Consider the following 22770-nt stretch of genomic DNA (forward strand, 5'->3'; position numbering starts at 1 on the left):
CCTGGTGTGGGATCGGCGGGCCGTTCGAACGCCCGCGCATCTGGTAGTGGCGGTGGCATGCGGGCCGGGAGCGGCCGTTGATGTGCTGGGGCGAAGTGTGCGGCGGTCGGGTTGGCGATGATCGATGAGCGCCGTTGGCCGCCGGACGGTCGAGCGAAGCGAGCCTTGATGAGGTAGAGAAACCTGTAACAGGTCGGCCTAAAGGACAGCGCTTCGCTCGGCGAGGTCACGCAGGGCCTCAGGTACCCGGGAGCCTGAAAGCTGGATCAGGTCCCGGATGACCTCACGAGCCAAATGGTGATCTTGGATCTCCGCCCGAGGTGTCCGCCGCTACGGCGGTGCCGCCCCGGCCCCCGGGCCGGCCGTGTCGGAGGCCGAGGAACCGGCCGTGCCGGAAGTCGAAGTGCACAGCACCGACGAACCCACGCGCACGCCAGCTCCCGAACTGGCTGCCGCGCCGGAACCGCCCCCCGCGAAGCCCGCGGCTCCTGGCCCGGTCGTCCCGGCCGCGCTGCTCGACCACGCCCGCAAGCTCGCCGAAGCCCACCAGGCCTCCACCGGATCCCCGATGCCCGCCGACACCCTCTCGGCCCGCCTCGGCCTGCCCGCCGACATGACCCGCGTCATCACCAACCAACTCCAACTTACCTGATGTGAAAGGGAAGTCACCGTGACAGCTAGAAGGGCAGATCAGGGGCTTCCATGCGTTGACCCTCAGAATTTCCTCAACAGCTTCGCGGACGGACACCTTCGGTGGAATCCAAACGCCATCTCCGACCAGGCGGAAAGCCTCGTCGTCCGTCATCGTCGGCTGCCCTCGGACAACCCGGAGACGGGCATGGCGACCCAGCGGTCCCCATCCGTGATCAGCTCGGCACCGTAAATCCCCGCGTCAAGGCTTCCCAGCGCGAAGAGGCAGACCGACGCACTACCGGGCGATCCCCATGTATTGCCGCTTCTTGCTCCTACTTGGACACTCTGCATGCCGCTCATGATGAGTGTGATCAGGCCGCATGGCTTATCCCAACAGCTTGCGTCCTGGCGAGATCCTCATAGTCCCTCTGCGAGGGAGAGCAGGACCCATGAGCGTCAATGCACTCGTGCTGAGTCGATGGCCCGGGTAATCCGTTGGGCTTCCCCGTCGGCAGGACGACGCCACGCCATCGCAACACTTTCGGCCTCAATCCGCCCCTTTGTGTATGTATAGGCGTAATTTATGCAGGCAAGTGACGGTATGTCACGATTCTGCGAGATGTGTTGCGAGCTCGGTGGTCAACCACCTGACCGAGCTGCCCCGAGCGCTCGGAGGCGTGGTGACTGCGGTCAACGGTGACAAGAAAGGACTGGTGCATGGCAGTGGATGTCATCCCTTCCGCCCCTCCTGGTAGGCGACGAAAGTGGAGATCCAGAGCGACTGTCGTCATGATGGCCGCGGTTGCGCTGCTGATGTCGCTCACTTTGATCTCGCAACTTGCGAGCGCGGCTGAGGCCCCGGTGGGATTGGGAACCGCCACGAGTTACGCGGTCCTGGCCGGTTCAACGGTCACGAATACGGGCCCGACGGTTGTCAACGGCGACCTGGGAGTCAGCCCTGGGTCCTCGGTGACGGGCTTTCCGCCCGGAATCGTGAACGGAGTCAAGCACGTCGCCGATGCTGCCGCCGCTCAGGCCCAGTCCGACCTGACCGTTGCCTACAACGACGCGGCCGGCAGAGCACCGACCGTCAACCTGACCTCCCCGGGCAACATCGGCGGACTCACGCTGACGCCGGGCGTCTACAAAGCCTCGTCGTCGCTGAATCTCACGGGGACGGTCACTCTTGACGCCCAGGGTGACCCCAACGCCGTTTTCATCTTCCAGATCGGCTCCACTCTCATCACGGCTCCGGGGAGCAATGTCCTGCTCGTCAACGGAGCGCAGGCCTGCAACGTGTTCTGGCAGGTGGGGAGCTCAGCCACCCTGGGCACGAACTCCTTCTTCAAGGGCAACATCCTGGCCCTGACGTCCGTCACGGTGAATACCAACGCTGCGATCGAGGGTCGGGCGCTGGCGCGTAATGCTGCGGTCACGTTGCAGAGTAACGTGATCACGAGGGCGGTCTGCATGACGGGGCCGCCCGGGCCGTCCGGGCCTCCTGGACCCTCTGGGCCTGCCGGGCCGTCCGGGCCTGCCGGGCCGTCCGGGCCTGCCGGGCCGTCCGGGCCTCCTGGACCTTCTGGGCCTGCCGGGCCGTCCGGGCCTGCCGGGCCGTCCGGGCCTCCTGGACCCTCTGGGCCTGCCGGGCCGTCCGGGCCTCCTGGACCCTCTGGGCCTGCCGGGTCGTCCAAGCCTCCCAAGCCGTCCAAGCCTCCCAAGCCGTCCAAGCCTCCCAAGCCGTCCAAGACTCCCAAGCCGTCCAAGCATCCCAAGCCGTCCAAACCCGGCCACGAGGGCAATGGCGACAAGGGCCACGGCCCCAAGGGCTAGAAGATCACTGGAAACGTTGCGGTTCTGGCCCCGGCGCGGTTACGTCGGGGCCAGTGCTGTTGGCTGCCCGCTCTCGCGGCCGCGGGCCTCATCCCGGAAGCGGACGGTGACGGCAAGTACGAGTCGGCGCGCGAGCACGGGATGCACGCCCTCCGGCACTTCTACGCTTCCGCGCTGTTGGACGCCGGCGAGAACATCAAGGCCGTCAGCGAGTACATGGGGCATGCCGACCCGGCGTTGACGCCACGGGTGTACGCCCACCTGATGCCCGAAAGCCGCGAGCGTGCCCGGCGTGCCATCGACACTGTTGCGGCGTGCCTCGCAGGAACATCACGGCCCAGAGACGGTCCAGTGAGACCCTGACGGCCCCTGATCTGCCCTTCTGCGCAGGTCAGAGGATGTCTCTACTGAGGGTCCCTCAGAAGTTCCTCAACTCTGCTTTGGCGGCCGGGACGGCTGGGCATCCCCCGGTCATCGCGGCCCAGCAGGGTCGCTTCGGGGGAACGGAAAGAAGGTGACGCCCATGGGCATCATCGTCGTCGTCGTGGTGGTGGCCGCGATCGTGGGGGTGCGGCTCCTCGTGTCCGCGGCGAACAGGTCGGGGAACGGCAAGCGGCCGGTGCGCTCGCGGTCCTCGTCGTCGTCCTCGTCGTCCTCGTACGACGGCAGCGGCAGCTGGTGGGCCGGCGCGGGGGACGCCGGATCGTCGTCCGGTGGTCACCACGGCGGTCACCACGGGGGTCACTCGTGCGGAGGGCACTCCTGCGGGGGCGGGTCCTCCTGCGGGGGCGGGTCCTCGTGCGGCGGGGGTTCGTCGTGCGGCGGGGGAGGATGCGGGGGAGGCAGCTGACACGGGGGCAACCGCGCCTCCGGGGGAACCGTGTCCGAGGCCGCACCAGGGGCGCCCGTCGGCGAAGGCTCCGGCGGGTGCCTGGCCACGGGGCGAGCGCGCCCGGCGCACACCATGGTTGAACAGTTGAACTGTGGAGCCCTCTGAGGGATGGAAAGCCCACGAAGTTGGGTAAAAACGCTGTGGCGGTGCCTCTGTCCATGATTCCCTCTAAATCGCCGAGCAGCCCCTCGGACGTCCTCCCAGAGCCCCCCCGGCCGGGCCGACCGGGCTGACATGGCCGATCTCCCCCTCATCGCGTGTTAGCGGAGCCGATCCATGCTCACGACCCTGAACACCTCCTACACCGATACGCGCGCTGCCGACCTCGCCTGGACACTGGGGCGCGAGCCGCTGCCCGCGCTGGCCACCCTGGATCTGGAACTCGCCGGAGCGAAACTGCAGTTGAGACTGCTCGGTGCGTCCCACCAGGTGCTTCTGGAGGAGGAGTGCGGCAGTTGTTCGGAGACGGTCGCCTGCATCCCCGGCTCCAGCACCCCGCTGCCCCTCGGCGTCGCCAAGCGCGTCGGTGACTGGGAGTACGAGTTCGCCGCCCGCGTCGAGGTCCTCACCCCCGGCTCCTTCGCGGGCCGCGCCCAGGAGTTGCTTGACCTCGTCTCCGACCATCCGCACGGTCTGGCCGGTGTCTTCCCCGGCAGCCCGCACGCGTTCACCGCGATGCTGGCACAGCGGCACGAGGGCCAGGTGCACTGGCGCACCTGGCACGCGTACCCGCAGGACGGGCAGTTGGTGGCCACCCGGACCCGGGTCGGGGCGCGCAGGCAGACGGCACAACCGGGTTAGTGCGCCATAAACCCGGCATGCGTCAACTGCCCGCAGCTCCACACGTGTGGGTGACGAAGCGTGCCGAGCGTGTGACGTAACGTCTCAGAGTGATCGAACAGCACGCCCCCGCGCCCCCGGGCTGCCCGCCGTCCTGGACAGCTCCCGCACGGCTGCCGGTCAGGCCCGGCACCGGGCGGTTCCTGGTCCTCGTGTGCGTCTTCGTCTGCGCGGCCTGCGGACTCGTGTACGAGCTCGAACTGGTCGCGTTCGCCTCGTACTTGATCGGCGATTCGGTCACCCAGTCCTCCGTCGTGCTGTCCGTGATGGTGTTCGCCATGGGCATCGGCTCGCTCGGCGCCAAGCGGCTGCGCTGGCACGCCGCCGCCGGGTTCGGCGCGATCGAGACCGCCCTCGCGCTGGTCGGCGGGTGCAGCGCGATGGCGCTGTACGCCGTGTTCGCCTGGACCGGCGGCTGGGGCGGGATGTGGTCCGAGGGCCCGCGCTGCCTGCTGGTCGCCTTCTCGCTCGCCATCGGACTGCTCATCGGCGCCGAGGTCCCGCTGCTGATGGAGCTGATCCAGCGCATCCGCCGGCAGGACGCGGGCGGCGCGGTGGCCGACCTGTTCGCGGCCGACTACGTCGGCGCACTGGTCGGCGGCCTGGCCTTCCCCTTCCTTCTCCTGCCGTTCTTCGGGCAGTTGACGGGCGCCCTGCTGACCGGCACGGTCAACGTGGTCGCGGGCGGAGCCCTGGTGCTGGGCCTCTTCCGCCGCGACCTCACCCGCCGGGCCCGCTGGACCCTGCTCCTCGTCGGTCTCACCGTCCTCGGCGTCCTCGCCTCCGCCGCCGCCCTCGCCGACGACTTCGAACGGGCCGCCCGGCGCGCCGTGTACGGCGACGACGTCCGGGTCGCCGTACAGACCGACGTGCAGGAGGTCGTCCTGACCGGCGGCACCCACGGCAAGCCCCTCGACCTGTACCTCGACGGCCGTCTCCGCGTCGGCGGCCAGGACGAACACCGCTATCACGAGGCCCTGGTCCACCCCGCCCTGTCCGGCGGTCCCCACGCGCGCGTGCTGATCCTCGGCGGCGGCGACGGCCTGGCCGCCCGCGAGGTGCTGCGCCACCGCGGGGTGCGCCGCGTCGACATCGTCGAACTCGACCCCGGCCTGGTCCGCCTCGCCCGCCACGACTCCGGCCTGGCCGCCGCCAACGGCCACGCCTACGCCGACCCCCGCGTCCACGTCATCACCGCGGACGCCTTCGGCCGGCTGCGCGGAGCGCCCGCCTCCGCGTACGACGTCGTGATCGCCGACCTGCCCGACCCCGGCATCACCGCCAGCACCAAGCTGTACTCGCAGGAGTTCTACGGCCTGGCCCGTCGCACCCTCGCCCCCGGCGGCCGGCTGGTGGTGCACGCGGGCCGGCTCGCCACGCGCCGCCGCGTCTTCTGGACGGTGGCCGCGACCCTCCGCGCGGCCGGCTTCTCCGTCTCCCCCTACCGGGTCCTCGGCCAGGACTCCGGCTTCCCGGCAGGCCCCGACCGCTTGGTGGGCGCCTCCGGGGCCCCGCACGACTGGGGGTTCCTGCTGGCGGCTCGCGGCCGCACCCCGCCCCCGCTGCGCCTGGACACCTGGCACCCGCTCACCCTGACGCAGGCGGAGCTGTCGGCGGACGGGAGGGCGGCGCGGCGGACGCGGGTCGGGGGGCTGGCCCCCTCGACGCTGGCGCATCCCCGGTACTGACCACGGACCCGTTCACGCGGGGGTACGTTCCGGCCACTCCTGGGTAGGCTCAGCGGACATGGAGCACCAGGTCTTCGTTCCGGTTCCCGCCGAGCGACTCGGGGCGGCCCTCGCCGACCCCGCGCGCGTCGCCCGCGCGATCCCCGGCCTGCAGCAGGACGCCGGTGCCGAACCCGTCGCCGGGCGGCTGAAGCTGCGTGTCGGCGGACACTCCGTCACCTACCGGGGAGCGCTGCGGGTCACGCCCCGCGACGACGGCACGTACGCGGTCGAGGGCGACGCCACCGAGGCCCGTGGCACCGGCGCCGTGAAGCTCGCCCTCACCCTGCGCCTCACCGAGACCGAGGGCGGTACGAGGGTCACGGCCGAGGGCACGGCGGACGCGGACGGCCGGATCACGGAGCTGCCCGCGGAGGCCGTGACCTCGGCGGCGACGAGGCTGCTGAACCGCTTCCTGGAGGGGCTGGGCGAGGCCCGAGCGGGGGCGGAGCGCGCGGGCACCCATGAGGACGTGGACACGCATGAGGACGCGGACGCGGGCGATGACCACGTCTCCGTCTTCGACACCGACGTCCCCCCGCCGTCCCTGGATCCGGGCGCCGACGAGGACCGCCAGGACGGGCAGGGCAGCGCCGGCGCGTCGGCCGCCGACGGCTCCGCCGAGAGCTTCGCCGACACCGGCGAGCCACCCGCCGAGGCCGCGCACGCCCGCCGGACCATGATCGGCCGCAGCGCGGAGGAGGTCGACCACGCGCCCCCACGGGGCCGCTACGCCCCCGTCCCGGCACCCCAGACGGTGACGGCGACCTCGGCCCTGCGCTGGGCGGCGCCGGCCGCGGCCCTGGTGGTGGCGTCCGCGATCGTCGTCGGCAGGGCCCTGCGCAAACGCCGCTGAGCGCGCCCCGGGCGCCCGCGCCCGAAGTGCCGACCGATCCTGCCCCAGTACTGTCGTCCCGTGAGCAACGAAGACATCACGCTGACCGCAGGCGAAGCGGAAGTACGCCTCACCCCCGCCAACGGCGGCCGCATCGGTGGAGTCCGGGTCGGTTCCCTCGAACTGCTCAGGCAAGGCCCGCGGTTCGGCTGCTTTCCGATGGTCCCCTGGTGCGGCCGGATCCGGGAGGGCCGCTTCCTCGACGGCGGCACCGTCCGCCGGATGCCGCTGAACTCCCCGCCTCACGCCATCCACGGCACCGCCCGTGACGGCGCCTGGCGCGTCGCGCGCTCCTCGGAGAGCGAGGCGGTGATCACGTACGACCTGGTCGACCCCTGGCCGCACCGCGGCCGGGTCACCCACGTCGTCACGCTCACCGAGGACAGCCTGACGCTGACGATGTCCGTCGAGGCGTGGGACGACTCCTTCCCGGCGCAGATCGGCTGGCACCCGTGGTTCAACCGGAACCTCGGCGGCCAGGACGCGACGGTCGACTTCACGCCCGCCTGGCAGGAGGAGCGCGGCGCCGACCACCTGCCCACCGGCAACCGCATCGACCCGAAGCCCGGCCCCTGGGACGACTGCTTCGGCATGCCCGACGGCGTCGACGTCACCCTCACCTGGCCGGAGCAGCTGGAGCTGAAGGTGACCAGCCGCGAGGAGTGGGTGGTCGTCTACGACGAGCAGGCCGAGGCCGTGTGCGTCGAGCCGCAGACGGGTCCCCCGAACGGGCTGAACACCCTCCCGCGCCTGGTCACCCCGCTGGAACCGCTGGAGGCGACGACGACCTGGACATGGCGGCGCCTTTAAGCTGGTCGGCATGACGGACGTTCGCGGCGCGCTGCTGCAGCAGATCAAGGACAAGGCCGTGGTGCACGGCAAGGTGACCCTGTCGTCGGGTCTGGAGGCCGACTACTACGTCGACCTGCGCCGCATCACCCTCGACGGCGAGGCCGCCCCGCTGGTCGGCCAGGTGCTCCTCGACCTGACGGCCGACCTGGAGTTCGACGCGGTGGGCGGGCTCACCATGGGCGCCGACCCGGTCGCCGCGGCCATGCTGCACGCCGCCGCCGCGCGCGGGAGGAAGCTCGACGCGTTCGTCGTCCGCAAGGCCGCCAAGGCGCACGGCCTGCAGCGGCGGGTGGAGGGTCCCGACATCACGGGCCGGCGCGTGCTCGTCGTCGAGGACACCTCCACCACCGGTGGCTCCCCGCTGACCGCCGTGGAAGCCGTGCGCGAGGCCGGCGCGGAGGTCGTCGCCGTCGCGACCATCGTGGACCGGGCGACCGGTGCCGCCGAGAAGATCGAGGCCGGTGCGGGCGTTCCGTACCGGTTCGCCTTCTCGAAGGATGAACTGGGTCTGGACTGACGACGCGGATTGACCTGGACTTGACCGACGCATGGACCAGCGGTCCATGTCTGGAAAGATGGGGGCGACGATGACGTCGCCCCCCAGGTCTAGGTCAGGGCCGTAACGCACCAAGCCAACCCGCAACACAAGGAGCGGACAGATGCCCATCGCAACCCCCGAGGTCTACAACGAGATGCTCGACCGGGCGAAGGCAGGCAAGTTCGCCTACCCGGCCATCAACGTCACCTCGAGCCAGACCCTGAACGCGGCGCTGCGCGGCTTCGCGGAGGCGGAGAGCGACGGCATCGTCCAGATCTCGACCGGTGGTGCCGAGTTCCTCGGCGGCCAGTACAGCAAGGACATGGTCACCGGCGCGGTCGCCCTCGCCGAGTACGCGCACATCCTCGCCGAGAAGTACCCGGTCAACATCGCGCTGCACACGGACCACTGCCCCAAGGACAAGCTCGACGGGTACGTACGTCCGCTGATCGCGATCTCCGAGGAGCGCGTGAAGGCCGGCCGGAACCCGCTGTTCCAGTCCCACATGTGGGACGGCTCCGCGGAGACCCTCGCCGACAACCTGGAGATCGCCCAGGAGCTGCTGGAGCGCACCCGCGCCGCCAAGATCATCCTCGAGGTGGAGATCACCCCCACCGGTGGCGAGGAGGACGGCGTCTCCCACGAGATCAACGACTCCCTCTACACCACGGTCGAGGACGCGATCCGCACCGCCGAGGCCCTCGGCCTGGGCGAGAAGGGCCGCTACCTGCTGGCCGCCTCCTTCGGCAACGTGCACGGCGTGTACAAGCCGGGCAACGTCGTGCTCCGCCCCGACCTGCTGAAGGAGCTGAACGACGGCGTCGCCGCCAAGTTCGGCAAGGCCTCCCCGTTCGACTTCGTCTTCCACGGCGGCTCCGGCTCCACCGAGCAGGAGATCCTCACCGCGCTGGAGAACGGCGTCGTGAAGATGAACCTCGACACGGACACCCAGTACGCCTTCACCCGCCCGGTCGCCGCCCACATGTTCGAGAACTACGACGGCGTCCTGAAGGTCGACGGCGAGGTCGGCAACAAGAAGGCCTACGACCCGCGCACCTGGGGCAAGCTGGCCGAAGCGGGCATGGCCGCGCGTGTCGTCGAGGCCACGCAGAACCTGCGCTCGGCGGGCAACAAGATCAAGTAAGCGGTTTCCACGGCGGGCCCGGCGGCTGTCCATGCCGCCGGGCCCGCTGTATACCTGGGACCATGCCCGACGTCCGGCTGGCCTCGCCCCAGGGCAAGTGGATCCTGCTCACCACCGTCCTCGGCTCCAGCATGGCCCTGCTGGACTCGACCGTCGTCAACGTCGCGCTCCCGCGCATCGGCCAGGACCTGGGCGCGAGCCTCGCCGCCCTGCAGTGGACGGTCAACGCGTACCTGGTCACGCTGGCGGGCCTGATCCTGCTCGGCGGTTCGCTGGGGGACCGCTACGGCCGCCGGAAGATCTTCGTGCTGGGGGTCGTCTGGTTCGCGTCGGCCTCCCTGCTGTGCGGCCTCGCCCCGACCTCCGTCGTCCTGATCGCGGCGCGGGCGCTGCAGGGCATCGGCGGGGCTCTGCTCACCCCCGGCTCCCTGGCCCTCATCCAGGCCTCCTTCCACCCCGACGACCGGAGCCGGGCCGTCGGCTTCTGGTCCGGCTTCGGCGGGATCGGCGCGGCGGTCGGCCCGTTCCTGGGGGGCTGGCTGGTGACCGGGCCCGGCTGGCGCTGGGTGTTCCTGCTGAACGTGCCGCTGGCCCTGCTGTGCGTGCCGGTGGCCCTGCGGCACGTGCCGGAGTCCGCCGACAGGCGCGCCCACGGCCGCTTCGACGTCCTCGGCGCGGCGCTCGGTGCTCTCGCCCTCGCCCTGGTGACGTACGCGCTCATCGAGGCGCGGAGCGGCACCCTGGCGGTCGCCCTGACCGGGGTGGCGGGTCTGGCGGCGGGCGTGGCCTTCGTCCGGGTCGAGCGGCACCGCCCGGACCCGATGCTGCCGCCGGACATCTTCGCCTCGCGCCAGTTCACGGCGGTCAACCTGGTCACCCTGTGCGTGTACGCGGCCTTCGGCGGCTTCTTCTTCCTCACCGCGCTCCAGCTGCAGGTGGTGGCGGGCTACTCGCCGCTGGCCGCGGGTACGGCCCTGCTTCCCACCACGGCCCTGATGCTGCTGTTCTCCTCCCGCTCCGGCGCCCTGGCCGACCGCACGGGCCCGCGCCTGCCGCTCACGGTCGGCCCGCTGCTCTGTGCGGCGGCGATGCTGCTGATGCTGCGGGTGGGGCCCCACGCCGACTACGTCACGGACGTGCTGCCCGCCCTGCTGGTGATGGGCGCCGGCATGGTCACCCTGGTCGCGCCGCTGACGGCCACGGTCCTGGCCTCGGTGGACGCCTCCCGGGCCGGGCTGGCGAGCGGCATCAACAACGCGGCGGCACGGGCGGCGGGCCTGCTCGCGGTCGCCGCGCTGCCCCTGCTGACGGGGATGGGCCCGGAGGCGTACCGGTCCGCCGCGGCCTTCGACAGCTCGTTCGACCGCGCGATGCCGATCTGCGCGGGGGTGCTGGTGCTGGCCTCGGCGCTGGCCTTCACCCTGGTCCGCCGCCCGGCCCCGGGCTGCCGCCACCCCGAGTGCCGGACACACGGCAACGTGACGAGTCCGCCGCTGGAGGGGGAGCGGCGGGGGTGACCGGACTCCGGTCGCCCGGCCGCGGGAGGCCGTACCCGCCGTGACCGCGGCCGGTCCGGCCGACGCACCGCCGGACACGTCCGTGAGCCAGACTGGACCTCATGACGATTCACGAGAACCTCCTCGGCGGCCCGCCCCCCACCCACCTCCCCGACGACCCGGAGCCCCGCGACCTCCTCGCCCAGGGCACCGCGCCGGCGGACGTGGCCGCCAAGTACCCCACCTCCTCCCTCGCCTGGGCCCAGCTGGCCGACGATGCGTTCGAGCGCGGCGCGGTCGTGGAGTCGTACGCCTACGCCCGCACGGGCTACCACCGCGGCCTCGACGCCCTGCGCCGCAACGGCTGGAAGGGCCACGGCCCGGTCCCCTGGGAGCACGAGCCGAACCGCGGCTTCCTGCGTGCCCTGCACGCCCTCGCCCGCGCCGCCCAGACCATCGGCGAGCAGGACGAGTACGAGCGTTGCAGCCAGTTCCTGAAGGACTCCTCGCCCACGGCGGCCCACACCCTCGGCTGACCGCCAGGTGGCTTCGGCAGGCCCGTCCGGCAGCAGACGGGCCTTGCCGTTTCCTCGGCGATTGCGGAGGATTCCGGGTGGGGACCGGGGCCCCCGTGCCGGAATCGGCAGGGGCGGACCGCTACCCGGAGTAACAACAGGAGACAGCGATGTCCCACCAGGCTCACCCCCACCAGGCCGCTGAGCCCGAGACCCCGCATCTCGATTCGACCGTCGACCCGCACCTCGACTTCGCGGGTACGACACCGTACGAGGACTACGTCAAGGCGGACGTGCTCACCCACCTCCAGCAGACCCTCTCCGACGACCCCGGAGAGATGGTCTTCCTGGTGACCACCCAGGTCATGGAGCTGTGGTTCACGGTGATCGTGCACGAGTGGGAGACGGCCGCCACGGCACTCCGCTCGGACGACGTGCCCACGGCGATCGCCGCGCTGAAACGTTCCGTACGGGAACTGGAGGCCCTGAACGCCTCCTGGACGCCGCTCGGCCAGCTCACCCCCGCCCAGTTCAACGCCTACCGCTCCGCCCTCGGCGAAGGCTCCGGCTTCCAGTCGGCGATGTACCGGCGCCTGGAGTTCCTGCTGGGCGAGAAGTCCGCGTCCATGCTCGTGCCGCACCGGGGCGCCCCACGGGTGCACGCGGAACTGGAGAAGGCGCTGCAGGAACCGAGCCTGTACGACGAGGTGCTGCGCCTGCTGGCCCGCCGCGGCCACGCGATCCCCGACTCCGTGCTCCGCCGGGACGTCTCCCGGCGCTACGAGCCCTGCGACGAGGTCGAACAGGCCTGGGCGGCGATCTACGCGGGCGACCAGAACGCCGACCTCACCCGCCTCGGCGAGGCGCTGACCGACGTGGCCGAACTGGTCTGGCGCTGGCGCAACGACCACCTGGTCGCCACCCGCCGTGCGATGGGCGCCAAGGCCGGCACGGGCGGTTCCGCGGGCGTGGCCTGGCTGGAGAAGCGCGCCCGCAAGAACGTGTTCCCGGAGCTGTGGACGGCGAGGTCCCATGTCTGAGTTGGCACTGCAGGCCGAGAAGCGGGACGCGGAGGACGAGCTCGCACCGCTCAGGTCCCGTTTCGTCCTGGACGAGGTGGTCTACCTCGACGGAAACTCGCTGGGCGCGCTCCCCGCGAACGTTCCCGACCGGGTGGCGGACGTCGTCCGCCGCGAGTGGGGCGCGCTGCGCATCCGCTCCTGGGACGAGAGCGGCTGGTGGACGGCGCCCGAGCGGATCGGCGACCGGATCGCCCCGCTGGTCGGCGCGGGCCCCGGCCAGGTCGTCGTGGGCGACTCGACGAGCGTCAACGTCTTCAAGGCACTGGTGGCCGCCGTCCGGATGGCCGGCGAGGACCGGACCGAGATCCTGGTGGACGCCACGACCTTCCCCACGGACGGCTACATCGCCGAGTCGGCGGCCCGCCTGACCGGCCGCACCCTGCGGGCCGTGACCCCGGCGGAGGTGCCGGCCGCCCTGAACGACCGTACGGCGGCGGCGCTGTTGAACCACGTCGACTACCGCACCGGCCGGCTGCACGACCTGCCGTCCTTGACGGCCGCGATCCACGCCTGTGGCGCGCTCGCGGTCTGGGACCTGTGCCACAGCGCGGGCGCGCTGCCCGTCGGCCTGGACGAGCACGGGGTCGACCTGGCGGTCGGCTGCACCTACAAGTACCTGAACGGCGGGCCGGGTTCACCGGCGTACCTCTACGTCCGCCGTGATCTGCAGCCCCGCTTCGACTCCCCCCTCCCCGGCTGGAACTCGCACGCCGAGCCCTTCGGCATGAGCCCGTCGTACGACCCGGCGCCGGGCGCGCTGCGCGGCCGGGTCGGGACGCCGGACATCCTCTCCATGCTGGCCCTGGAGGCGGCGCTGGAGGTCTGGGGCGAGGTCGGCATCGACGCGGTCCGCGCGAAGTCCCTCGCCCTGACGGACTTCTTCCTGCACTGCGTCTCGGCGTACACCGAGCCCGGCCGGGTGGAGTCCGTGACCCCGGAACGGCACGAGGAGCGCGGCAGCCAGGTCGCGCTGCGCTGCCCGGACGCCGGCGAAGTGATGAAGGAGCTGATCGCCCGCGGGGTGGTGGGCGACTTCCGCCACCCCGACGTGCTGCGCTTCGGGTTCACGCCGCTGTACGTGGGCTTCGCGGATGTGGAGCGGGCGGCCCGGGTCCTGGGCGAGGTGCTGGCGTAGGGATACGCCGGGGCGAGGGGCGAGGAGCCGGAACCAACCGGTGCACCTCGCCCCTCCACCTCGCCCGTCCGTCCGTCCGCCCGTCCGCCACGCCCCGGCCTCCCCTCACCTGCGAATCCCCACAGACCCGTTCAACCCTCACCCTGCGTGACAACCCCATGTCCGCGCATGTCATCGGCCTGGTACCGTCCCGCCGACGGCCGACGAAGATTCCCCGCCCGGTCCGCCACACCCCGAACCCGTTCCATCGCCGAGAGGTTGGAGCATGCCGGACGACGCCGCAGCAGCCCGGGCCGCCGCAGAGGAGGAGTCGGCCTTCTCGCACCCGCCGGTCGACCCCGACGTCACCGTGGCCTACGGCAGCCACCCCGATCAGGTGATCGACTTCTACGCGCCCCGTTCCGGCCCGGACTCCGCCCTTCCCGCTCCGCTCTCCCCGCTGGTGGTGGTCCTGCACGGTGGCGCCTGGCGGGCCCGCTACGACCGCCGGCACATCACCCCCTTCGCGGACCACCTGGCCCGCAGGGGCTTCGCGGTGGCCAACGTCGAGTACCGGCGAGGCGGCGACACCCCCCTCGCCCCGGAACAGAGCGGCGAGACCGACCGGGCGCACACCCCGCCGGCCGGCCGCTGGCCCGACACCTTCGACGACATCGCGGCGGCCCTGGACGCCCTTCCGGCCCTGGTCCGCGAGGCGCTTCCGCAGGCCGACCCGCGCCGTACGGTGCTCACCGGCCACTCGGCCGGCGGCACCCTGGCCCTCTGGGCGGCGGCCCGGCACGTCCTCCCCCCGGACTCCCCCTGGCGCACCGACGGCCCCGCCCCGCTCCGGGGCGTCGTCGCGCTCGCCCCGATCGCGGACTTCGAGGTGGCGGAGAAGCTGGGCGTCTGCGAGCACGCGTCCCTGCAACTCCTCGGCGGGCACGACACGTTCGCCGAGCGCCGCCCCTGTGCGGACCCGGCCCTGCTGCTCCCTACGGGCATCGCGACGACGCTGGTGCAGGGCCGTGCGGACCTGGACGTGCCGCAGGCGGTCGCCGAGTCGTACGCGGAGGCGGCGGCGAAGGCGGGCGAGGTGGTGGGCCTGACCCTGCTGGAGGACGTGGGCCACTTCCCGCTGATCGACCCGGCGGCGGACGCGTGCGCGGTGGTGGCGGAGGAGATCGCCCAACTGGCCTGGTGAGAAACGGTCCAGCGGTCCGCGCGGCCCTCCCCGGGGCCGGGACCCGGTGATACCCGTAGTACCTGAGAGCTACCTCGCAGGACAGCTCCCAGGCGTGACGCCGACGACACCTCGCGATCCCTAACTTCCTTGTCGGACACGCCCGATGGCCGGGCCGACCGAAAGGAAGCCGACCATGGGGCACACCACCCGTCCAACGCCACCGCAGTCGTCGCGTCCCGTCCGCCCGCAGCCGCCGGCGGCCGAGCCGCCCCGCACGGGCCACCCGCACCCGGCGGGGAAAGCCGCACGGTGGGTGCGGGCGGGAGCGCGATCCCGGCCGGAGGAGGCCCGCCGCCCCGGAAAGTGGCGCCGGGCCCTCCTCGCCACCCTCCTCACCGCAGCGGTGGCGGCTCCCCTCGCCGGAGCCGCCCGCCCCCGGATCCCGGCCCCCGCCCCGGCCGCCCTCCCCCCGCTCTCCTCCGCCACCCTCCAGCAGACGTACGCCGTCAACCGGGCCGGCGCCGTCGAGGCCGCCCGCATGGCCGCCGCCGACGGCGACGAACACCGCGCGGCAGCCGACCGGGCACTGGCCTCGCCGTCCCGCCACCTCCTCACCTTCGACGGCCGGGGCCCCGGCCGGGCCACCGAGGTCCTCGGCGACCTCCCGCGCGCCGACCGCATCGCGGTCCTGGTGCCCGGCTCGGACACCTCCCTGGACACCTACCCCCGCTTCCACCAGGCGGCAGCGGCGCTGTACACCGACCTCAGCCGCCGGGCCGCCCCCCACGCCCGGGTCGCGGTCGTCGCCTGGCTCGGCTACCGGACCCCGGCGACGGTCAGCACCACGGTGACCACCACCGACCGCGCCGACGAGGCCGCCCCCCGCCTGCGGGCCTTCGTACGCCACCTGCGTGCCACCGCCCCCGCCCGGGCCCACATCTCCCTGCTCTGCCACTCCTACGGCTCGGTCGTCTGCGGCCGAGCCGCCCCCGGCACCGCTGCCGACGACATCGCCCTGGTCGGCAGCCCCGGCACCGGCGCGGACTCGGCCACCGCCCTGCACACCGGCGCCCGGATCTGGGCGGCCCGGGGCAGCGACGACTGGGTGGGGCACGTGCCACACCTCAGCGCCCACCTCTTCGGCACCACCCTCGGCTTCGGCACCGACCCGGTCTCCCACGCCTTCGGCGCCCGGGTCTTCGACGCGGCCGACGCCGACCACAGCGGCTACTTCACCCCGGGCTCGGCCTCCCTCGCCAACCTGGCCCGGATCACCCTCGGCGAGACCTCGGAGGTGACCCGTGCCTGACCCGACTCCGCTCCGCGCCCTGCGCACGTCCGTCCACCGGATGCACTCCGCCACCCCCGACTCCCGGGACCGCGCGGTCGACGCCCTGCGTGCCGTCGCGATCCTCGGTGTCGTCCTGGGCCACTGGCTGGTGACGGCCCTGGTGGCGAAGGACGGCGGTCTGCACACGGCGAGCCCGCTGCAGCACATGCCCTGGCTGGCCCCGGTCTCCTGGCTGCTGCAGACCCTGGCTGTGTTCTTCCTGGTCGGCGGCCAGGTGGCGGCCCGCAGCCACGCCTCGGCCCGGGCCCGCGGGGTGCCGTACGGCGCCTGGCTGCGCAGCCGCCTGGCCCGTCTGCTCCGGCCGGCCGTCGCCCTCCTCGGCCTGTGGACGGTGGCGGCCACGGCCCTGCTGCTGACCGGCACCGCCTTCGACACGCTCCACACGCTCGTCAAACTGGCCCTGTCCCCCCTGTGGTTCCTGCTGGTCTTCGCGGCTCTGACGGCGGCCACCCCACTCGTCGCCCGCCTCAACCCGCTCTGGCCCCTGGCGGTCGTCCTGCATGTGGACCTCCTCCGCTTCGGCCTGCACACCGGCCCGTCCTGGCTCGGCTGGGTCAACGTGGCGGCGGGCTGGCTCGTCCCGTACACCCTGGGCGCGGCCTGGGCGAGGGGCGAGCTGGACAGCCGCCGCTCGGGACGGGTCCTGCTCTGCGGCGGTGCGGCGGCGACGGCGGTTCTCGTCCTGGGCGCGGGCTACCCGGCGTCCATGGTCGGCGTCCCGGGCGCCCGGGTCTCCAACCTCGACCCACCGACCCTGGCGGCCGTCACCTTCGGCCTGGCCCAGTGCGGTCTGGCCCTGCTCCTGCGCGACCGCCTGCGCCGCGCGATGCAGCGCCCGTTCGCATGGGCGGCGACAGCGCTGGTGAACCTGTCGGCGATGACGATCTACCTCTGGCACCAGACGGCCCTGATGGCCGCGACGGCCACCGGCCTCGTGGCGGGCCGCCTCCCCGGTCTGCACACACTGCCCGACGGCCTGGGCTGGGTGGCGGCCCGGATTCTCTGGCTCCCCGCGTTCGGCCTGTTCCTCGCCCTGTACTGGACGGCGTTCCGGTCCTGGGAACACCGGGCGCACCGCCCCGGCGCCGGGGGGACGGGCACGGGGTCACGGGTGGTCCGCGTGCACGGGGCCGCGAACCCGGGGGCGGGGCGAGGGGCGCACCGTGTTGTCTAGGGTGGTCCGTGTGACGGGAACGGGGGGCCGCCGGGTGTCCGCGATGCTCGCGGACCTGCTCCGGCGCCGGCTGCGGCTGCTGCGCGAGGACCTGTGGACCGGGCGTTCGGACCCCCTGCCCCCCTCGATGTGGTTGCGCTGGCTCCCGCACGGTCTGCTGTGCCTGGTCGCGTTCGGGGTGGCCCTGGGTGCGGTGGCACAGCTCGGCTCCGATGGCGGCGTGGGTCCACAGCTCGCCGCGGCGATCGGACTCGCGCAGGGCGGCGCCGTGGTGCTCGCGCTGTGGCGGCCGGTCCCGGCGTGGTGGATGTCCACGGCGGCCATGCTGGTGTGTGCCGTGGAGGTACGGCGTCATCTGCTGGCAGGGGACGCCCACGGCTTCACCTGGCCCTGGTCGTCGGCCGGGATCATCGGGCACATGGCAGTGCTGCTGCTGCTCGCCCTGCGGGTGCGCACGCGGGTGTCCGTCGAGGTCCTGACCGTGACCGTGCTCCTCACCTATCTCGTCCAGGGCCTGTGGGGCGCGTCCGACTACACGCCCACCGGGGTGATCGCGGTCATCTTCTCCTCGGTCGTCGTCGTGCTCGGCACCGCCCTGCGCGGCCGGCGCGAGGCCCGCGCCGAACTCGTCGAGCAGACCACCCTCACCGCCGAGGAGCGGGCCCGCCGCACCCTGCTGGAGGAACGCAGCCGTATCGCAAGGGAGTTGCACGACGTGGTCGCACACCACATGTCGGTCATCTCCATCCAGGCCCAGGTGGCACAGCACCTCGTCGAGCAGCCCTCGGCGGAGCTGATCGAGAACCTGCAGGGCATCCGGCAGAACGCGCTGGAGGCGCTGACCGAGCTGCGCAGGGTGCTCGGCGTGCTCCGGTCGGAGAACCCCGAGGACCCGTACGGTCTGGGCCGTACGGACACCGGAGCGGCGCCGGACGCCCCCCAGCCCACCCTCGACCGGCTCGACGCGCTGATCGAGAACACCCGCGCGGCCGGCCTGGAGGTGACCACCGAGTTCACGGGCGGAGCGCGGCCCTACGCCCCGGGAGTGGAGCTGTCGGCCTACCGGATCGTCCAGGAGGCGCTGAGCAACGCGCTGCGGCACGCGCCGGGCTCCCGGGTGCGCGTCGAGGTCACCCACCTTCCGTCCGGTCTCCGCCTGGCGGTGACCAACTCCCGCCCGCGCCGGCCCGTCCCGCCCTCCCCGGGCGCCGGACACGGACTGCTGGGCATGCGGGAACGCGCGACGATGCTCGGCGGCACCGTCACCGCGGCCGGCACCCCCGCCGGCGGCTTCGCCGTCTCCGCCTTCCTCCCCCGGGACGGCACCCAGCCCGTGCCTTCGCCCACCCCGCCCCTGACAGGAGAACAGAGCCCATGACGAGCGGCGCCGACCCCATCCGCGTACTCATCGCCGACGACCAGCAGATGGTCCGGCAGGGTTTCACCGTGCTGCTCGACACCCAGCCCGACATCGACGTGGTCGGGCAGGCGGTGGACGGCCTGGACGCCATCGCGCGGACCGCCGAACTCGCCCCGGACGTCGTCCTGATGGACATCCGGATGCCCGAACTCGGCGGCATCGGGGCGACCTGCCGCATCACCGCCGAGCACCCCGCCGTCAAGGTGCTGGTGCTGACCACCTTCGACCTGGACGAGTACGTGTACGACGCACTGCGCGCCGGGGCCTCCGGGTTTCTGCTCAAGGACGCCTCCGCGGACCAGCTGGCCGAGGCGGTGCGGGTCGTCGCCGCGGGTGACGCCCTGCTCGCCCCGGGCGTCACGCGCCGTCTCATCGCCCAGTTCTCCCGCATGGACGGCAGCCACCGCGTCCCGCTCAGGCAGCGCGTCGGCGATCTCACGGAGCGGGAGACGGAGGTGCTGGCGCTGATCGCGCAGGGCCTGTCGAACGCGGAGATCGCCGAGCGGCTGGTCGTGGCCGAGCAGACCGTGAAGACGCACGTGGGCCGGATCCTGGTCAAGCTGGGCCTGCGCGACCGCACCCAGGCGGCGGTCTACGCCTTCGAGTCCGGTCTGGTACGCCCCGGCGGCCGGTGAACCGCGGCCCGCCGCGCACCCCTCTCAGGACCCGTAGTACCTGAGAGGGACCCCCGAGAACCCCTCTTCAAGGTGACGACCGCGACCCGGCCCCGGCCTACCGTTCTCCACGTGACCGAGACGACGCACACGCAGACGACACCGCCGGGGGCGGGCGGCAGGCCGCGCAGCCCGGAGCTCCGGCTCGTCGCCGACGCCCTGCGGGACCTGTTCCACGACGCCTTCGCCTACCGCCCGCTGCCCCCCATGGGTGTCGACGGCCCGCTCACGCGCCGCCTGACCGGCCGCGTGCGGGAGTACGCGCGCTGGACCCCGCACGCCCTGGTGGTCGCCGCCGGCGTGGTGGCCGTGCCGGCCAACGCGGCGAGCTTCTCCCAGCGCGGGGTGACGCAGCTGGTGTGCGGGCTGCTCGCGCTGATCCCGGTCCTGCTGACCCTGGCCCGTCCGGTCGGCTCCTTCTGGGTGTCGCTCGGGGCGACCGCGGTGACCGCGGCGGCCGCCGACAGCTGGGACACCTGGCCGTGGCTGCCGGGCAGTTTCCTGTCCCACCTCGTGGTGCTCACGGTGGTGGCGATACGCACCCGCCCGCGCACCGCGGCCTACATGTGGCTGCTGACCGCGCTGTACGGCTTCTGGTCCGTGACCTTCTTCGGCATGGGCCGCTACGAGGTCGACGTCGCCCCGATGCTGATCCTCTCCGCGCTGGTCCTGCTGGCCGTCACCGTCCGGCACACCCGCCGGCAGGCCCAGCAGGAGGTGACCGCCCAGCTGACCGTGACCGAGCACGAGCGGTCCCGCCGCACCCTGCTGGAGGAGCGCACGACGATCGCCCGGGAGCTGCACGACGTGGTCGCCCATCACATGTCGGTGGTCGCCATCCAGGCCGAGGCCGCGCCCTACCGGGTGGAGAACCCGCCGCCGGAGCTGGAGAAGGCGTTCGCCACCATCCGGGAGAACGCGGTGGCGGCCCTGACCGAGCTGCGCCGGGTCCTCGGTGTGGTCCGGGCGGAGGACTACGCGGCCCCGGACGCCCCGCAGCCCACCCTCGCCGACCTGGACGGGCTGCTCGCCAACGTGCGGGAGGCCGGTCTCGAGGCGGAGAAGGCGGTGACCGGCGCGGTGCGTGAGCTGCCGCAGGGAGTGGAGCTGTCGGCGTACCGGATCGTGCAGGAAGCACTGAGCAACACCCTGCGGCACGCGCCGGGGGCGGCGGCGCGGGTGGAGATCGGCTACGTCATCGGCGGCCTGGGCCTGCGTGTGGTCAACGGTCCGCCGCCCGCCCCGCATCTGGTCAAGGCCTCGCCCGGCGCCGGGCACGGCATCACGGGCATGCGGGAGCGCGTCTCGATGCTGAACGGCGAGATGACGGCGGGCCCGACGGGCGAGGGAGGCTACGAGGTGACGGTGTTCCTGCCGGTGCCGGTCGCGGCCCCCGCCGGCGAGGGTGACGCATGACCATCCGCGTAGTGGTCGCGGACGACCAGATGATGGTCCGCGAGGGCTTCTCGGTGCTGCTGAACGCGATGCCGGACATCGAGGTCGTCGGCGAGGCCGTCAACGGCCGGGAGGCGGTCGAGCGGGTGCGGGAACTCGCCCCGGACGTGGTGCTGATGGACATCCGGATGCCGGAGCTGAACGGCATCGATGCGACCCGGGAGATCGTCGCGGCGGACGCGGCGGCGAAGGTGCTGGTGCTGACCACGTTCGACCTGGACGAGTACGTGTACCAGGCGCTGCGGGCGGGCGCCTCCGGCTTCCTGCTGAAGGACGCCTCGGCCCGTCAACTGGCCGACGGAGTGAGGGTGGTGGCATCGGGCGAGGCCCTGCTGGCGCCCTCGGTCACCCGGCGGCTCATCACGGAGTTCTCGCGGCTCTCGGAGCCGCCGCGCCTGATGCCGGCCGCCCACACGGCCTACGGCGAGCTGACGGAACGGGAGACGGAGGTGCTGATCCTGATCGCGCAGGGCCTGTCGAACGCGGAGATGGCCGAGCGGCTGGTGGTGGCGGAGTCGACGATCAAGACCCATGTGAGCCGGATCCTGGTGAAGCTGGGTCTCAGGGACCGCACCCAGGCGGCGGTGTTCGCGTACGAGGCGCGCCTGGTGACACCGGGCTGACGCACCCCTGGTCAGGGGCCCGTCCGGCGCGTTAGCGTCCCCGCATGGCAGGCCACACCGACCTCGCTTTCGACCCCTGGGATCCGGCGTTCGTCGCCGACCCGTACCCGGTCTACGCCGAGCTGCGGGCGCGCGGGCGGGTGATCCGGTACGAGCCGACCGACCAGTGGCTGGTCCCGCACCACGCGGACGTCTCGGCGCTGCTGCGGGAGCGCCGGCTGGGCCGGACGTACCGGCACCGGTACACGCACGAGGAGTTCGGCCGGACCGCGCCCCCGCCGGAGCACGAGCCGTTCCACACGCTGAACGACCACGGGATGCTCGACCTGGAGCCGCCGGACCACACCAGGATCCGGCGTCTGGTGTCGAAGGCGTTCACGCCGCGCACGGTGGAGCGGCTGAGGCCGTATGTGCACCGGCTGGCGCGGGACCTGGTGGCCGGGCTGGTCCGGGAGGGCGGAGGCGATCTGCTGACGGACGTGGCGGAGCCGCTTCCGGTGGCGGTGATCGCCGAGATGCTGGGGATCCCGGAGGCCGACCGGGGGCAGCTGCGGCCCTGGTCGGCGGACATCTGCGGGATGTACGAGCTGAACCCGTCCGGGGAGACGGCGGAGCGGGCGGTGCGGGCGTCGGTGGAGTTCTCGGAGTACCTGCGGGAGCTGATCGCGGACCGCCGCAAGGAGCCGGGGGAGGACCTGATCTCGGGTCTGATCGCGGCCCACGACGCGGGCGACCGGCTCACCGAGCAGGAGATGATCTCCACGGCGGTACTGCTGCTCAACGCCGGGCACGAAGCGACGGTCAACGCCACGGTGAACGGCTGGTGGGCGCTGTTCCGCACGCCGGACCAGCTGGCGGCCCTGCGCGCCGACCACTCCCTGATCCCGTCCGCGGTCGAGGAGCTGCTGCGCTACGACACCCCGCTCCAGCTCTTCGAGCGCTGGGTGCTGGACGACATCGAGATCGACGGCACGACGATCCCGAGGGGCTCGGAGATCGCCCTGCTCTTCGGTTCCGCCAACCACGACCCGGCGGTCTTCGCCGACCCCGGCCGGCTGGACCTCGCCCGCGAGGACAACCCGCACATCTCCTTCAGCGCGGGCATCCACTACTGCATCGGCGCGCCCCTGGCCCGTATGGAGCTGGCGGCCTCCATGACGGCCCTGCTGGAGCAGGCTCCCACCCTGGCGCCCGCGCGGGAGCCGGAGCGGAAGCCGAACTTCGTCATCCGGGGACTGGAGGGACTGAGCGTCGAGGTGAGGTGATCACTCGTCCGGACGGCCGCGGAGGTGATCCGGCCGACTGACGCTCAGGCGGTCAGGTTCC

General features: G+C 72.6%; 21 protein-coding genes. All 21 read left to right on the forward strand.

Going from position 1 to position 22770, the window contains the following annotated elements; translation table 11 throughout:
• The first annotated feature begins 388 nt into the window (after positions 1 to 388).
• Complete coding sequence (locus tag ACIHEJ_RS35685) at positions 389 to 652, forward strand: hypothetical protein (RefSeq protein ID WP_400141759.1); 264 nt, start codon at positions 389 to 391, stop codon at positions 650 to 652.
• A 794-nt stretch (positions 653 to 1446) separates the two neighbouring features.
• Positions 1447 to 2466, forward strand: coding sequence for an ice-binding family protein (locus ACIHEJ_RS35690; protein WP_400141835.1), 1020 nt, complete (start codon positions 1447 to 1449; stop codon positions 2464 to 2466).
• Between the two features lie 141 nt (positions 2467 to 2607).
• Complete coding sequence (locus tag ACIHEJ_RS35695) at positions 2608 to 2829, forward strand: tyrosine-type recombinase/integrase (RefSeq protein ID WP_400141760.1); 222 nt, start codon at positions 2608 to 2610, stop codon at positions 2827 to 2829.
• 805 nt (positions 2830 to 3634) lie between these two features.
• Entirely contained in the window at positions 3635 to 4159 is a 525-nt protein-coding gene (locus tag ACIHEJ_RS35700) for a DUF2617 family protein (RefSeq protein ID WP_400141761.1), read from the forward strand.
• A gap of 89 nt (positions 4160 to 4248) precedes the next feature.
• Entirely contained in the window at positions 4249 to 5886 is a 1638-nt protein-coding gene (locus ACIHEJ_RS35705) for a polyamine aminopropyltransferase (protein ID WP_400141762.1), read from the forward strand.
• A gap of 58 nt (positions 5887 to 5944) precedes the next feature.
• On the forward strand, positions 5945 to 6781 hold the full coding sequence (locus tag ACIHEJ_RS35710; RefSeq protein WP_400141763.1) for an SRPBCC domain-containing protein: 837 nt from the start codon (positions 5945 to 5947) through the stop codon (positions 6779 to 6781).
• Positions 6782 to 6841: 60 nt separating this feature from the next.
• Positions 6842 to 7630, forward strand: a complete 789-nt coding sequence (locus ACIHEJ_RS35715) for an aldose 1-epimerase (protein WP_400141764.1) — start codon at positions 6842 to 6844, stop codon at positions 7628 to 7630.
• A 10-nt stretch (positions 7631 to 7640) separates the two neighbouring features.
• Positions 7641 to 8189, forward strand: a complete 549-nt coding sequence (gene pyrE, locus ACIHEJ_RS35720) for an orotate phosphoribosyltransferase (protein ID WP_067004615.1) — start codon at positions 7641 to 7643, stop codon at positions 8187 to 8189.
• A gap of 142 nt (positions 8190 to 8331) precedes the next feature.
• Positions 8332 to 9354: a class II fructose-bisphosphate aldolase gene (fbaA, locus tag ACIHEJ_RS35725; RefSeq protein ID WP_400141765.1), complete on the forward strand. Its 1023-nt coding sequence runs from the start codon at positions 8332 to 8334 to the stop codon at positions 9352 to 9354.
• A gap of 62 nt (positions 9355 to 9416) precedes the next feature.
• Positions 9417 to 10871 carry an MFS transporter gene (locus ACIHEJ_RS35730; protein ID WP_400141766.1) on the forward strand — a complete coding sequence of 485 codons (1455 nt, stop codon included), beginning with the start codon at positions 9417 to 9419 and terminating at the stop codon, positions 10869 to 10871.
• Positions 10872 to 10972: 101 nt separating this feature from the next.
• On the forward strand, positions 10973 to 11386 hold the full coding sequence (locus ACIHEJ_RS35735; protein WP_400141767.1) for a DUF3151 domain-containing protein: 414 nt from the start codon (positions 10973 to 10975) through the stop codon (positions 11384 to 11386).
• 149 nt (positions 11387 to 11535) lie between these two features.
• A complete protein-coding gene (locus ACIHEJ_RS35740) occupies positions 11536 to 12405 on the forward strand; it encodes a tryptophan 2,3-dioxygenase family protein (protein WP_400141768.1) in 870 nt (289 codons plus the stop codon).
• Positions 12398 to 13582: a kynureninase gene (gene kynU, locus ACIHEJ_RS35745; protein WP_400141769.1), complete on the forward strand. Its 1185-nt coding sequence runs from the start codon at positions 12398 to 12400 to the stop codon at positions 13580 to 13582. The genes ACIHEJ_RS35740 and kynU overlap by 8 nt, the downstream gene beginning before the upstream one ends.
• 265 nt (positions 13583 to 13847) lie before the next feature.
• Positions 13848 to 14765 carry an alpha/beta hydrolase gene (locus ACIHEJ_RS35750; RefSeq protein WP_400141770.1) on the forward strand — a complete coding sequence of 306 codons (918 nt, stop codon included), beginning with the start codon at positions 13848 to 13850 and terminating at the stop codon, positions 14763 to 14765.
• A gap of 175 nt (positions 14766 to 14940) precedes the next feature.
• Positions 14941 to 16056, forward strand: coding sequence for an alpha/beta hydrolase (locus tag ACIHEJ_RS35755; protein ID WP_400141771.1), 1116 nt, complete (start codon positions 14941 to 14943; stop codon positions 16054 to 16056).
• 40 nt (positions 16057 to 16096) lie between these two features.
• Complete coding sequence (locus tag ACIHEJ_RS35760; RefSeq protein WP_400141837.1) at positions 16097 to 17272, forward strand: acyltransferase; 1176 nt, start codon at positions 16097 to 16099, stop codon at positions 17270 to 17272.
• Positions 17265 to 18650, forward strand: coding sequence for a sensor histidine kinase (locus tag ACIHEJ_RS35765; protein WP_400141839.1), 1386 nt, complete (start codon positions 17265 to 17267; stop codon positions 18648 to 18650). Before ACIHEJ_RS35760 ends, ACIHEJ_RS35765 begins: the two co-directional genes overlap by 8 nt.
• On the forward strand, positions 18647 to 19327 hold the full coding sequence (locus ACIHEJ_RS35770; protein ID WP_400141772.1) for a response regulator: 681 nt from the start codon (positions 18647 to 18649) through the stop codon (positions 19325 to 19327). The genes ACIHEJ_RS35765 and ACIHEJ_RS35770 overlap by 4 nt, the downstream gene beginning before the upstream one ends.
• A 111-nt stretch (positions 19328 to 19438) precedes the next feature.
• A complete protein-coding gene (locus ACIHEJ_RS35775; RefSeq protein WP_400141773.1) occupies positions 19439 to 20782 on the forward strand; it encodes a sensor histidine kinase in 1344 nt (447 codons plus the stop codon).
• The gene (locus ACIHEJ_RS35780) at positions 20779 to 21444 is read left to right on the forward strand and encodes a response regulator (protein WP_400141774.1); all 666 of its coding nucleotides are present in this window, start codon (positions 20779 to 20781) and stop codon (positions 21442 to 21444) included. Before ACIHEJ_RS35775 ends, ACIHEJ_RS35780 begins: the two co-directional genes overlap by 4 nt.
• A 44-nt stretch (positions 21445 to 21488) precedes the next feature.
• On the forward strand, positions 21489 to 22709 hold the full coding sequence (locus ACIHEJ_RS35785) for a cytochrome P450 (RefSeq protein ID WP_400141775.1): 1221 nt from the start codon (positions 21489 to 21491) through the stop codon (positions 22707 to 22709).
• The last annotated feature ends 61 nt before the right edge of the window (positions 22710 to 22770 follow it).

This window comes from Streptomyces sp. NPDC052301, assembly GCF_044593395.1.
Taxonomy (GTDB): Bacteria; Actinomycetota; Actinomycetes; order Streptomycetales; family Streptomycetaceae; genus Streptomyces.